The sequence below is a fragment of the Gallibacterium salpingitidis genome (assembly GCF_001678495.1).
In the GTDB taxonomy this organism is placed as follows: domain Bacteria; phylum Pseudomonadota; class Gammaproteobacteria; order Enterobacterales; family Pasteurellaceae; genus Gallibacterium; species Gallibacterium salpingitidis.
Genome location: NZ_JTJL01000005.1, coordinates 1 through 13594, shown reverse-complemented (window position 1 = coordinate 13594; position 13594 = coordinate 1). Strand labels below are relative to the sequence as shown.

At 36.8% G+C, this 13594-nt stretch carries 9 protein-coding genes and 2 pseudogenes; 7 read left to right on the top strand and 4 right to left on the bottom strand.

Annotation, left to right across the window (positions count from 1 at the left end; genetic code table 11):
• Positions 1-125: 125 nt before the first annotated feature.
• The 4 genes from amaB to QS62_RS01520 all read right to left on the bottom strand — a co-directional run bounded on the left by amaB (position 126) and on the right by QS62_RS01520 (position 5574).
• A complete protein-coding gene (gene amaB / locus QS62_RS01535) occupies positions 126-1619 on the bottom strand; it encodes an L-piperidine-6-carboxylate dehydrogenase (protein ID WP_066104863.1) in 1494 nt (497 codons plus the stop codon).
• Positions 1620-1853: 234 nt separating this feature from the next.
• Positions 1854-3260: a 2-oxoadipate dioxygenase/decarboxylase HglS gene (gene hglS / locus QS62_RS01530; protein WP_066104861.1), complete on the bottom strand. Its 1407-nt coding sequence runs from the start codon at positions 3258-3260 to the stop codon at positions 1854-1856.
• Between the two features lie 50 nt (positions 3261-3310).
• Positions 3311-4582, bottom strand: coding sequence for a 2-aminoadipate transaminase (locus tag QS62_RS01525; protein WP_066104858.1), 1272 nt, complete (start codon positions 4580-4582; stop codon positions 3311-3313).
• Between the two features lie 74 nt (positions 4583-4656).
• On the bottom strand, positions 4657-5574 hold the full coding sequence (locus QS62_RS01520; protein WP_066104856.1) for a LysR substrate-binding domain-containing protein: 918 nt from the start codon (positions 5572-5574) through the stop codon (positions 4657-4659).
• Between the two features lie 262 nt (positions 5575-5836).
• Between QS62_RS01520 and tsaE the strand changes: the two genes are divergently transcribed.
• The 7 genes and pseudogenes from tsaE (at position 5837) to ggt (ending at position 13061) form a co-directional block, all read left to right on the top strand.
• Positions 5837-6322 carry a tRNA (adenosine(37)-N6)-threonylcarbamoyltransferase complex ATPase subunit type 1 TsaE gene (gene tsaE / locus QS62_RS01515; protein WP_066104853.1) on the top strand — a complete coding sequence of 162 codons (486 nt, stop codon included), beginning with the start codon at positions 5837-5839 and terminating at the stop codon, positions 6320-6322.
• 56 nt (positions 6323-6378) lie between these two features.
• Positions 6379-6696 (top strand): annotated as a pseudogene (locus QS62_RS12210) (AMIN domain-containing protein); the annotation flags it as partial.
• A 168-nt stretch (positions 6697-6864) separates the two neighbouring features.
• Positions 6865-7791, top strand: a pseudogene (locus QS62_RS01510) (N-acetylmuramoyl-L-alanine amidase family protein); the annotation flags it as partial.
• Between the two features lie 8 nt (positions 7792-7799).
• Positions 7800-9680: a DNA mismatch repair endonuclease MutL gene (gene mutL / locus QS62_RS01505; RefSeq protein WP_066104847.1), complete on the top strand. Its 1881-nt coding sequence runs from the start codon at positions 7800-7802 to the stop codon at positions 9678-9680.
• Positions 9670-10608: a tRNA (adenosine(37)-N6)-dimethylallyltransferase MiaA gene (miaA, locus tag QS62_RS01500; RefSeq protein ID WP_066104844.1), complete on the top strand. Its 939-nt coding sequence runs from the start codon at positions 9670-9672 to the stop codon at positions 10606-10608. Before mutL ends, miaA begins: the two co-directional genes overlap by 11 nt.
• A 161-nt stretch (positions 10609-10769) precedes the next feature.
• Positions 10770-11051, top strand: coding sequence for an RNA chaperone Hfq (gene hfq / locus QS62_RS01495; protein WP_066104841.1), 282 nt, complete (start codon positions 10770-10772; stop codon positions 11049-11051).
• 225 nt (positions 11052-11276) lie between these two features.
• Positions 11277-13061, top strand: coding sequence for a gamma-glutamyltransferase (ggt, locus tag QS62_RS01490; protein ID WP_066104839.1), 1785 nt, complete (start codon positions 11277-11279; stop codon positions 13059-13061).
• Positions 13062-13594 lie beyond the last annotated feature (533 nt).

The following is a 13594-nucleotide window of genomic DNA, read 5'->3' as shown; positions in this document are numbered from 1 at the left end:
GATATCGGAAGGCTAATCTGGGCTTTTTTCTTAGTTAGATCTTGAGAAAAAAACAGTAGGTAATAGCCAGACAACTTACTTGGCTATTATTGTACGCTTGGTACTTAACAAATGATTAAAAAGAATTAGCCGAAATTAATGCCTTGAGCTAACGGTAATTCAGTCGAATAGTTAATAGTATTGGTTTGACGACGCATATAGTTACGCCATGCATCAGAACCAGATTCACGTCCGCCACCAGTTTCTTTTTCGCCACCAAATGCACCACCAATTTCAGCACCGCTTGTACCGATATTGACATTGGCAATACCACAATCACTACCGCGATGACTCATAAATAATTCTGCTTCACGCACGTTATTAGTAAATACGCAAGAAGATAATCCTTGTGGTACGTCATTTTGTAACTCAAGCGCCTGATCAAAATCCTCATACTCCATAACATATAAGATTGGCGCAAAAGTTTCGAGTTTCACACATTCACTCTGACCTGGCATTTCAACTAAAGCAGGTTGTACGTAATAGGCATTTGGATATTGATCAACTAGCACACGTTCACCACCAGTCACTTTACCACCAGCTGCTGCAGCTTTCTGTAATGCTGATTGCATTGCATCAAAGCTTTGTTTATCAATTAATGGCCCGACTAAATTACCTTCTAATGGATGACCAATAGTGACAGAAGCATAAGCTTTCTTAATTCGCGCCAATACTTCTTCTTTAATTGAAGAATGTACAATCAAGCGACGAAGAGTTGTACAACGTTGTCCTGCGGTTCCCACTGCAGCAAACAAAATACCGCGAATCGCTAAATCTAAATCGGCACTAGGAGTTAAAATCATGGCGTTATTACCGCCCAACTCAAGAATACATTTACCAAATCTTGCCGCTACTTTTGGCCCTACTTCACGTCCCATACGAGTACTACCCGTTGCACTAATAAGTGGAACATCTGGGTGAGAAACCAAAGCATCACCAACATCGCGCTCGCCAAGTAATAATTGTGACAAATATGGTGGTGCATCATTACCAAATTTAGCTAATGCTTTTTCAAACAAGGCTTGACAAGCAATTGCAGTTAAAGGTGTTTTTTCTGAAGGTTTCCAGATCACTGGATTACCGCAAATTAAAGCCAAAGCCGCATTCCATGACCAAACCGCAACTGGGAAGTTAAATGCAGAAATCACACCGACAACACCTAATGGATGCCAAGTTTCACGCATATGATGTCCTGGGCGTTCAGAAGCAATAGTTAATCCATAAAGCTGACGAGATAAACCTACCGCGAAATCGCAGATATCAATCATTTCTTGAACTTCACCCAGTCCCTCTTGTTTAATTTTTCCTGCTTCCCAAGAAACTAGTGCGCCAAGATCTTCTTTATGCTCACGTAATACTTCACCTAAGATACGAACTAATTCACCACGACGTGGTGCCGGCACTTGTCGCCAAGCTTTAAATGCAGTTACTGCTCGTTGCACTTTTTCTCCAACAACTGTCGCTGGCTCCAAATTAATTGCACCAATTTGTTCACCTGTAATTGGGCTTCTTACTTGATAAGTACCGCCTTGATATAGACTTTTCTCAACACCCATTGCTTGCATATATGAATTAATCATATCTTCACCCTCATTCAAATATCTATTATTGATCTGTTGCGTAATTGTTAAATTAGCAATAGGAAAAGTACTATATTTATTAACATTCTCCAAAGTAATATAATTCTTGACGACATTCCGTTTTGGAATAGAAGCGACGATATCGTAGGCACTTTTCTTCGCTATCAGACATAAAAAAATCAACATGCCATTGACATGTTGATTTTGACTTATTATAGGGGGTTCTTGATATTATTAATGATGCAGTTTTCGTAGTTCAGATAAACAACTTACTAAGCTATCATTTTGAATTTTTTGATAAATTTCATTAATTTCTAATACTTTGGCACCTAATGAATTTTCAAAAATAGCTTGATTCGATTGACTATCATAATGACCTTGTCCACCTTCTCCTAAATTAGATTGGAAAATACCTGCCGCACTAACTGGTAAGAAATCTTCATAAACAATCGGTTCTAGTTTCACGATACCTGCATCAATTAAGGTATTGATATTGTCACTCGTAATATCATTGATTGAAAAACTCGCTAATTTTTGTGCTGCCACTGCTAAATTAGGTTGATAGTAAAAATAAGCCAATCCTTCATCATATAACGCACGATAATCATCTGGAAAATCAACAAAACTTTCTGCTAGATTTTTCATATATTGTGCTGCATTAGCTTCTGTCGGTGCACCACCAGTTTTTTCTCGTGCGACATTCAACATACGATCATACATTTCGCGCCCTTTCGCAGTTAAAGCAACGCCACGTTGTTCAATTTCTCCGAAACGAGCTGTATGCGTTCCCTCTTCTTCACCATTTTCACAGCTAAATTTCACTGCTTCTTCTAATGCTTTAAAGCTAGTTTGACGTAAAAAGATTGGGCATTTACGACGTGGAGGTCCTTCAACAACCGCTTTCGGCGTAATACCGCGTTGGCTCATGCCAACTTGTACTGCATCAATATCTAATGTTCTAGGCGTCAAGTGGTTAATATGCGGGCCTTGGAACGCTACCACATCAGCAATTAAACGATGTTGACGATGTAAATCTTCATATAAAGCTTTACTTACTGGTGAACGATCATGCCAACGGAATGTTTCTAAGGCTTCGCTGACAAACTCTTCAGCATCTTGCTGATTTAAACCGCCATCTCGCTCAAATTGTGCAATCAACTCCAATACTCTTGGTGTAAATATATGACGTTGATATAAAACAGCTTCCGCTTTTTCACGTAATTCCTGGTTATCAATAAGTTCCAAACGCAATAATGAAGTAAATACACGGAATGGGCTTACATTTAATGATTCAGCATCAATAGCACGAAATGCGGTAGAATGTACAGGTACTCCTGCTGGTGCAAGATCATAATATCCTACCGGGTACATACCCATTACAGAAAACAGACGACGCATAGTAGCCAATTCTTCTGGTAATCCTAAACGAATTGCACCATGACGTTCGATATCTAAACGCGCTAACTCACCCGTAGCAATCAATTGTGCTTTTACCGCTTCATCTGTTGCTAATACATTAGCATTTACATCATTTACTAATTGAATAAGATCGCTATATAGCGGTACTTCTTGCTGATACATTTTTGACATTGCACTAGAAAATAGGCGTCGGATATCAGCTGCTGCAACAAAATTACTCATATTTCTCTCCTTTTCACTGACAAAATTAGTTGTGTTCAAATAGGATTACATTACGCTGATATTGTATGCGGCAATGTTTTTAAGGCTTCTTCAAATATCGCCAATCCCTTAACTAAAAGTTCTGGCTCAATTGTTAATGGTGGTAATAAACGGATAATATGACGATATTTACCACTCGGCATTAGCAATAGCCCTGCTTCACGCGCAGCAGTAAGTAATTGCGGCATCACTGCTGTACCATAACCATATTCCGCATGTTCTAATGTGATCCCACGCATTGCACCAACACCAGTCATTTCACCTAACCAAGGAGAAATATTCTCTGATTTCCAACGTTGATATGTGCTAACCAAAATATCTTCATACGTTTTTGCTTGTTGCCAAATTGTGTCGCCTTGCATAATTTCAATAACAGCCAATGCTGCTGCACAAGCTACAGGATTACCTGAATAAGTACCGCCTAAAGCACCTTTTGGTAATCCATTTAATAATTCCGCTCTACCAATTAATGCGCCAAGAGGTAATCCGCCAGCAATACTTTTTGCTAATAGAATTAAATCTGGTTCGATACCTAAGTGCATAAAAGCAAAAGGTTTACCCGTTCTACCAAATCCAGCTTGGATTTCATCTAAAATCAAGACAATGCCATGTTCATCACAGAATTGACGCAGATACTTAGCAAATTCCGGATCTAATGGAATAAAACCGCCTTCACCTAATACTGGCTCGACAATGACTGCGCCAATATTGTCAATATCAGTTTCAATCGCAAATAAACGCTGCAACGCATCTTTCGCAGTTTGAACACTCACTCCATTACAAACACTCGGATAAGGAATGTGATAAACACAACTTGCTAATGGGCCTAACGATTTTTTATAAGGCGCAACTTTACCGTTTAAATTGACCGCTGCTAAGGTACGTCCATGGAAACCACCATCAAACGCAATCACACCTACCTTACCCGTTTTCATACGCGCCACTTTTAACGCATTTTCTGTTGCCTCTGCGCCACAATTGGTAAACATTCCGGCAAGTGGTGCATTAATTGGTACCAATTCACATAATTTAGGCATTAATTCTTGATAAGGTTGATGTCCTACCGCGTTGTAGGCGTAATGGATTAATTTATCGACTTGAGCATGAATTGCTGAGGTAATTTTAGGATTGAGATGGCCAAAATTTAAAACACCGATACCGCCAATAAAATCGATATATCTATTGCCTTTATCATCCCAAACTTCTGCATTTTGGCCGCGTACTAAGGTAATTGGATGCACTGTCGTTAATGCATCTGTAATATGGTATTGTTGATTAGTCATAACGATAATCCTTTGCTTGATAGAGTCATTTCATTGTAGAAACCGCCCCTATCGTCAGCAAACGAATTATTGTCTTAACTACATTCCATTTTTTCTTTGTTAGTTTTTTCTATGTAATTTTTTACCCACTCAATCATCACTTTTACTTTGGGCATACTGCCTTTATGACAAGGATAAGCCAAATAATAATTGCCCATATTTTTCATTTCATAATCCCAGGCTTTTATTAATTTCCCTGTCAATAATTCATTTTTCACCATAATCTTTGGTACTAATGCGATACCACAACCTAATTCTGCTGCAGTAATACACGCATAAAAAGTTTCAAATCGCGGGCCAATAAACGAACAATTTGAATTTACACCTTGCCGTTCAAAATAATAGTACCAATCACTCGGACGCGAATTAGATTGCAATAAGACATAACTATTGATCTCGCATAAACTAGTTAGTGGTTTTTCTAAATAATCTGGACGGCAAACCACGATCATTTCTTCTTCAAATAATTGGATCGCTTCCATACCAGACCACACACCATCTCCATGCAAAAATGCAATATCTAAAACATGATCCTCAGAAAAAAAGGATTGTGTTAACTCTTTTACATCTAAATGAATATTTGGGTGAGCTTTACTAAAACCTTTTAATGCAGGAATTAACCATCTTGCACAAAATGTGGGATGAGCAATAATTTTGATCGTTTCTGTTTCTGCGCCATGCGCCATCACATCAATCGTTGATAATTCAATTTGCTTTAATATTTTTTCGACTTCCAGATAATATTTTTTACCTACTGGCGTTAAATATAAACTTTGTGAGGAACGTTGAAATAATTGTAGCCTTAATAACTCTTCTAATTGAGCAACTTGTTTACTGACTGCACTTTGTGTCATATGCAATTCTTGCGCTGCTTTAGTAAAACTTAAATGTCTTGCTGCAGTTTCAAAACATTGCATCGCCGTCGTGGACGGGTACTTCCGGAAACTAAGCATTTCTATTGCCTCGATCACTGTTCTAAATCTTATCAATTCACAGTTTAGTTTTGCTGATCACAATTTACAATCCATCTTATCGATAAAAATTAACTTTAAACAAAATATCGCTAAATTTGGCTTTTTTAACTTAAGCAAAATCTACCAGATACAATTTGCAAATTGTCTGATAACGATTTCACCATTTTTGTCAATTTTTTGCTATGATAAGCGCCCCTAAAATCAAGCATTACCTCAATTTCTTTAAATTATAGGGAGTTTTATGGCATCAATATTCAATACTTTTCTTGAAAATGAAGAAGCAACCCTTGCCTTTGGTCAAAAATTAAGTCAACTATTGGCTACACAAACCGCAAATTTTGTTATTTATCTTAATGGGCAGCTTGGTGCAGGTAAAACTACACTTACTCGTGCAATTATTCAAAATATGGGATATCAAGGTAATGTTAAAAGTCCTACATATGCTTTAGTGGAAGAGTATCATTTGGCTAATAAAAGCATTTATCACTTTGATCTCTATCGACTTAGTGATCCTGAAGAATTAGAATTTATTGGTTTTCGTGAATATTTTCGCCAAAATACGCTCTGCTTACTTGAATGGCCTGAAAAAGGTGGCGATATTATTCCTCCTGCCGATTTATTTATTACTATTAATTATCAAGGCAATGCACGTGAAATTACTTTAACAGCAAATTCCGTTGCTGCTGAGCAAATTGTTTGCGCTTTAAATAGAGATCAAGCAAAATAATTATTCGCCACTTTATCTAGAAAAATCCAAATAGCTTATTGAAATAAAAGAAAAAGATGAGAAAAATCACAACATTAACTTATTGGTTAATCACCATTTTATGTTTTACCTTTAGCCTATCAAGTTTCGCTGGTACGCTAACTTCCGTTAATATCCGTAATACAACTAAAGAAACAAGAGTAGATTTTCGCTTTAACTTACCAAGCAAATACAGTTATTTTTATCTAGAAAAACCTAATAGGTTAGTTATTGATTTTGTTAACAGCCAAACTCGTTCAGGTATCTTGCCTCGAACCAATAATAGTAACGTACAAAAAATTGAACAAAATAAATCGAATCGTCCTAATAATTTACGGATTGTTATCTATTTAGAACAAACAACACGTGCTGTTTTTATTAATAATAAAAATGGTATTTCTGTAAAAATTCCTAATCCAAAAGGTGCTGTTGATAATAAAAAGAATAGTCAAAACAGTAAAACCACAAAAAGCAGTAATAACAATGCTGTACATCAGCAAGATAACAATGAAAGCGATAACGTATTGCCTGTTGTCACTAAAACTCCATCTCGCTCAGCGCCATACGTCGTCGCGATTGATCCAGGTCATGGTGGTAAAGATCCTGGCGCTATTGGCAAGATATTAAAAGTAAAAGAAAAAAATATTACGCTTTCCATTGCTAAAGAGTTGAAAGCTCTTTTAGATCGAGATCCAAATTTTAAGGCGGTTTTAACTCGTAATGGAGATTATTTTATTTCCGTACCAAATCGTTCTGATATTGCACGTAAATATAAAGCTAACTTTTTAATTTCAATCCATGCTGACTCAGCACCAAGCACTGCCCCAAAAGGCGCTTCTGTCTGGGTACTCTCTAACCGTCGTGCCAATAATGAAATGGGTAAATGGCTTGAAGATCATGAAAAACAATCTGAATTATTAGGTGGTGCTGGTAATGTATTGTCCACACATAATGAAAAATATCTTGATCAAACCGTTTTAGATTTACAATTTGGTCATTCACAACGTGTTGGCTATGAATTAGGCGACAACATTTTGCGCCGCTTTGGGCAAATTACGCAATTAAGCCGTAAAGATCCTCAACATGCGAGTTTAGGTGTACTGCGTGCGCCTGATATTCCATCTGTACTAGTAGAAACAGGATTCGTAAGTAACAAAATTGAAGAACAGAAATTAAATACCTTAACCTATCGTCGCCAAATTGCACGTGCTATTTATAATGGCTTGGTTGATTATCGTAAAAATAATTTGGTGAATATTGTGCCTATTCCAAAATCAACGGCACAGAAAAAACATGATGCAGCAATGCCAGAATTCCATATCGTAGGTAAGGATGAAACGCTATATCAAATTTCTCGTACTTATAATATTTCTATCAACCAACTATTGAAACTTAATCCTAAGCTCAATCCAGATCATTTATTGGTTGGACAAAAAATACGTTTGAAAGAGAAATAATTATGCCAATTCAAATTTTGCCACCATTACTTGCTAATCAGATTGCCGCTGGAGAGGTTGTCGAACGTCCTGCTTCTGTGGTTAAAGAGCTTGTCGAAAATAGCCTTGATGCTGGTGCTAGTAAGATTCAAATCGATATTGAACAAAGTGGCAGTCACTTAATTCGTATTAGAGATAATGGTTATGGCATTCCAAAAGAGGAATTAAAACTCTCTTTGATGCGCCACGCCACCAGTAAAATTGCGACATTAGACGATTTAGAACATATTCTTAGCTTAGGGTTTCGCGGAGAGGCTTTAGCCAGTATTAGTTCAGTTTCGCGTCTGACTTTAACTTCTCGTACCGCCGAACAGAACGAAGCGTGGCAAGTCTATGCACAAGGGCAAGAGATGGAAGCGACCATTATCCCAGCTTCTCATCCTGTAGGCACAACCGTTGAAGTGGCTAATCTCTTTTTTAACACACCAGCACGCCGTAAATTTTTACGTTCTGAAAAAACTGAATTTGCTCATATTGATGAAGTAGTAAAACGAATTGCGCTGGCAAAACCTACCATCCATTTTATTTTGACTCATAATGGAAAACTCATTCATCAATATAAACCTGCTAATGATATTGCCTCACAATTAAAACGACTTGCTGCCATTTGCGGCCAAGATTTTACTGAACACGCATTACGCATTGATTGGCAATATGATGATATGTATTTACATGGCTGGATTGCCGCACCACAGTTTTATCGCTCACAAAATGATTTTAATTATAGCTATGTAAATGGTCGTATGATGAAAGATAAGGTGATTTTGCATGCCTTACGTCAGGCTTATGCCGATTATCTATCAACAGAACAATATCCGGCTTTTGTACTGTTTTTAGAAATAGATCCAACCTTAGTCGATGTTAATGTTCACCCAACAAAACACGAAGTCCGTTTTCACCAATCACGATTAGTGCACGATTTTATTCTACAAGGTGTTAGTAATGCTTTAGCACAAAGCAGTCAATTATTATCAGATGATGTTGATGAGCAAATTGAAATACCAACACAAAATGAAATAGCTGCTGAACCCACTAGTTCGTATCATTCCGTAACAGCAACAGAACGTTTTTCAGCATTGCCACAAAACCGTTCTGCTGCGGGTAAAAATATTTTTAACCAACCAAGAAATTACACCAGTTCAGCAAAAACTAATGATAAAGCCGCTTTCCAACAATATGCTCACTTCATACAAGCTGCACACCAAGCGGTACAAACGAATGATCTAGACACAATCACAGAACTACCTTCATCAAACATCATTGATCAGCAGAATAATATCTCTGTAACTGCCGCAACTCAACCCAACTCAACAACAGAGCATTTAAAAGTATTAACTCTATTACCGCAGGGTTATGTCTGTTTGCAGCATTATGACAAAATGTATCTCCTTTCAACAAACAAGTTACAGAAACTCGCTTGTATCCAACAATTACAAGATAGCAACAAGGTATGCCAAGCTTTACTGATTCCAATTACATTTCAATTGGATAAAACACAGTTATCTCATTACGAAAAGTACCAAACCTATTTTCAACAAGCAGGTTTTACAATACAACGCTATAACGATCGCATTACCATTACTCATATTGCGACTTTCTTGCGTCATCAAAACCTACAACAATTAACTATCTCATTATTAAATTCTGAGATTGCGACGTTTGCCAACTTTATACAAGCAATTTGCCAACAAGTTATCTTCACACCAATTAGTGTGTTAGCTGATGCAATCAATCTAATTCAAAATATAGAACAACAAGCTGCTCATAATAGCAATCTCATTTTAGCTGCCAGTACAGAAATCGACTTAACCCCTTACTTAAAGGAGATTAATGATGACAACTAAGCCACTCGCTCTTTTCTTAATGGGACCAACAGCTTCTGGCAAAACGGGATTAGCTATTCAACTCAGTAAAGAAATACCTTGTGAAATTATTAGTGTTGATTCTGCGCTTATTTATCGTGGTATGGATATTGGTACAGCCAAACCTACTGCTGAAGAACTCGCAGAAACACCACATCGATTAATTGATATTAAGGATCCTGCCGAAAGTTATTCGGCTGCTGATTTTCGTCTTGATGCATTGCAAGCAATGCAAGAAATTAGCGCAAAAGGGAAAATCCCACTGCTAGTTGGCGGCACTATGTTGTACTATAAAGCCTTGCTTGAAGGGCTCTCACCGCTACCGCAAGCTAACCCAATAATTAGAGCAGAAATAGAAAATAAGGCACAACAATTAGGTTGGCAAGCATTACATCAAGAATTGGCACAAGTCGATCCGCAAGCGGCACTACGTATTCACCCAAATGATCCACAAAGAATTAATCGTGCATTAGAGGTCTATTATCTCACTGGGAAATCACTAACAGACTTAACCGAACAAAAGGGTGAGCCGTTACCATATCAATTATTACAATTTGCGATTGCACCTCAAGATAGAAGCGTTTTACATCAACGTATCGAAATACGTTTCCATCAAATGCTAGCACAAGGTTTCCAACAAGAAGTGGAAAAACTTTATCAAAGAAATGATCTTCATCTGGATTTACCCTCTATTCGCTGCGTAGGATATCGCCAAATGTGGGAATTTTTACAAGGTAAATATGATTACGATGAAATGGTATATCGTAGCATCTGTGCTACAAGACAATTAGCAAAACGACAAATTACTTGGCTGCGTGGTTGGAATTCTCCAATTATTTGGTTAGACAGCTTAAATATTGAACAAGCTAAACTAACAATTCTTGAAAAAATAACACAAATCGAAACTTAACAAAGAATCTTGCAATTTCAGGGATGACATAACAAAATATTACTGTTATATTGTTACGCGGGCTTTCAAGCGTTTTGGCTTCTTAGTTTCATCCGTTACACAACATCAAAAACTAAGATTTTTGCAAGATTATTAGCATTTTAACCAAAAAGGAAAAGAAAATGGCAAAAGGACAATCATTACAAGATCCTTATTTAAATGCACTTCGTCGTGAACGTATTCCTGTTTCAATCTACCTAGTAAACGGTATTAAACTACAAGGACAAATTGAATCTTTTGACCAATTCGTCATTCTTCTTAAAAATACTGTCAGCCAAATGGTATATAAACACGCTATTTCTACTGTAGTGCCTGCACGTGCAATTGCACACCATAATCATCAATCTAATGGATCTGCTACACAAGAAGAATCTGCTGACATTATTACTACTGAAGAAGAATAATTTCACTTCATCTCATCATTCTTGCTAAGATTTCCTTATACTATTAATAAGGAAATCTTTTGTTATTTGTTAAATAATATAATCCTCCTCTTACTTATATCACCAAACAGCCAATTTCTTCTTATAATTATTATTGTTACGTAAATATTTTTATTGTTGCAACAAAGTAACTTATTTGTTAAAAATAGATTTCTTTTTCATCTAACTCACTTTAGGGAGAATCCTATGCAAAAAAATCCTCATCCTTGGAAAAAGAATATCTTCACTTTATTATTAGCATTACCTTTAATCAGTCTTAGCGTTTCCGCTAACAATAGCCCTCCTACCACGACACAACCAACTCAGCAAACAACAGCTGCTGCACAACGCTATGATAGTAGCAAAGATATTTTCCATCCTGTCTATGGCAAACAAGGTATGGTCGCTACAGAACAACACCTTGCCACTGAAGTTGGACTTGCTATTTTAAAAGAGGGTGGTAACGCTGTTGATGCTGCAGTTGCTGTCGGTTTTGCCCTAGCTGTAGTATTACCAAATGCTGGTAATATTGGAGGCGGCGGTTTTATGGTGCTACATGATGCGAAATCTGGCGAAGATTTTGCAATTGATTTCCGTGAAGTTGCCCCATTAAAAGCACACAAGGATATGTACTTAGATGAAAAAGGAAATGTTATTGATGGTAAATCACTATTTACCCATTTTGCTGTCGGTGTTCCCGGCACAGTAGCTGGTATGGAATATGCGTTGAAAAAATGGGGAACCATGCCACTAGAAAAAGTAATCGCACCTGCAATTAAATTGGCAGAAAATGGATTTACAGTGAGCGATACATTAGCCGATACTCTTGAAGTTGAAAAAGATAATTTAGGTAAATGGGAGAGCACAAAAGCTATCTTCTTCAAAGATGGAAAACCATTAGCAAGCGGTGATAAATTGGTACAACGCGACTTGGCTCACTCTCTTAGTTTAATTGCTAAACAAGGTGCAGAAGCTTTCTATCAAGGAGAAATAGCGCAAAAGATCGTCAAAGAAATGGAAAAACATGGCGGTTTAATTTCACTTGAAGATATGAAAGGTTATCAAATCGTAGAAAGAAAACCTGTCGTAGGCGAATATCGTGGATACAAAATTGTCACTATGCCTCCTCCGAGTTCTGGTGGTGCACACTTAATTCAAATCTTAAATATTCTAGAACGCTATCCATTACAACAATATGGAGCTAATAGTGCAAAAACAATCAGACATTACGCTGAAGCTATGAAATTAGCCTACGCTGATCGCTCAGAATATTTAGGAGATCCTGATTTTGTTAAAATCCCATTAAAAGGATTAATTTCGAAAAAATATGCTGATGAATTAGCGAAGAAGATCTCTGATAAACATATTGTCCCAGCAAGTGAAATAAAACCTGGTAAACCTCAGCCATATGAAAGTGATCAAACAACACACTATTCTATTATGGATAAATTTGGCAATGCCGTTGCGGTAACTTATACACTGAATTTGAATTTCGGAACCGGAATTGTAGCGGAAGGTACTGGAATTCTATTAAATAATGAAATGGATGATTTTTCTGCTAAACCTGGTGTTCCAAATGCGTTTGGTCTAATTGGCGGTACCGCAAATGCTATCGATGCGAAGAAAAGACCACTTTCCTCAATGACACCTACCATTGTAATGAAAGACAATAAACCTTGGTTAGTAACAGGAAGCCCTGGTGGTGCAAGAATTATTACTACTGTACTACAAAGTATCCTTAACACTATCGATTATAAAATGAATGTTGCTGAAGCCATTTCTTCACCAAGGGTTCATCATCAATGGTTACCTGATGAATTACGTATCGAAGAAGGTATTAGCCCTGATACAATTCATCTATTAGAACAACAAGGTTATAAGGTTGTCACCAAAGCATCTATGGGTAGAGTGCAAATTATTCAATCTACAGATGAAGGATTCTTTGGAGCTTCAGATCCGCGTAACCCAGATGGAAAAACTTTAGGATACTAATGCTTTAAATTTATTATTTATCTCAAGCGCTAATCTTCAAAAGTTAGCGCTTTTTTATTCTATAAAGTCTTAGCTTAATAGAGGTCTAATAGACAAAAGTGCAGAAAAAATGGTTGAAATCTTATAGTAAAAAGCTCTAAGTCACTTTTCTAGCAATCATTCTTCTACTATTATATCCATCATATAATTTATAAAATTGCCACTGATTTAAGTGGCAATTTTTTTCTCTCTTTCCTTCCTACTTTGTTCATTTCTACAACTTCTCTTCCTTAGCCATTTCAATGGTATGAATAGTGAAGGGATTCACATATCCAAAAATCAACTAGTCGCTTAATAGACACAGAGAAGGTGATAATTGGTGATTGGTGATTGGTGATTGGTGATTGGAACAACCTAAGTAAAATCCAATCATCTATAAAAATCAAAAAATAGAAATCAAAAAAACAGAAAAACAGAAACCCAAAATCACAAAATAAAAAAATAAAAAACACAAAAAATAAAAAAACGCTAGTCGATTCCTCAACTAGCGTCCT

Coding starts and splice junctions, on each gene's coding strand:
- amaB (WP_066104863.1), bottom strand. CDS start 1,619: ATGATTAATTCATATATGCAAGCAATGGGTGTTGAGAAAAGTCTATAT.
- hglS (WP_066104861.1), bottom strand. CDS start 3,260: ATGAGTAATTTTGTTGCAGCAGCTGATATCCGACGCCTATTTTCTAGT.
- QS62_RS01525 (WP_066104858.1), bottom strand. CDS start 4,582: ATGACTAATCAACAATACCATATTACAGATGCATTAACGACAGTGCAT.
- QS62_RS01520 (WP_066104856.1), bottom strand. CDS start 5,574: ATGCTTAGTTTCCGGAAGTACCCGTCCACGACGGCGATGCAATGTTTT.
- tsaE (WP_066104853.1), top strand. CDS start 5,837: ATGGCATCAATATTCAATACTTTTCTTGAAAATGAAGAAGCAACCCTT.
- mutL (WP_066104847.1), top strand. CDS start 7,800: ATGCCAATTCAAATTTTGCCACCATTACTTGCTAATCAGATTGCCGCT.
- miaA (WP_066104844.1), top strand. CDS start 9,670: ATGACAACTAAGCCACTCGCTCTTTTCTTAATGGGACCAACAGCTTCT.
- hfq (WP_066104841.1), top strand. CDS start 10,770: ATGGCAAAAGGACAATCATTACAAGATCCTTATTTAAATGCACTTCGT.
- ggt (WP_066104839.1), top strand. CDS start 11,277: ATGCAAAAAAATCCTCATCCTTGGAAAAAGAATATCTTCACTTTATTA.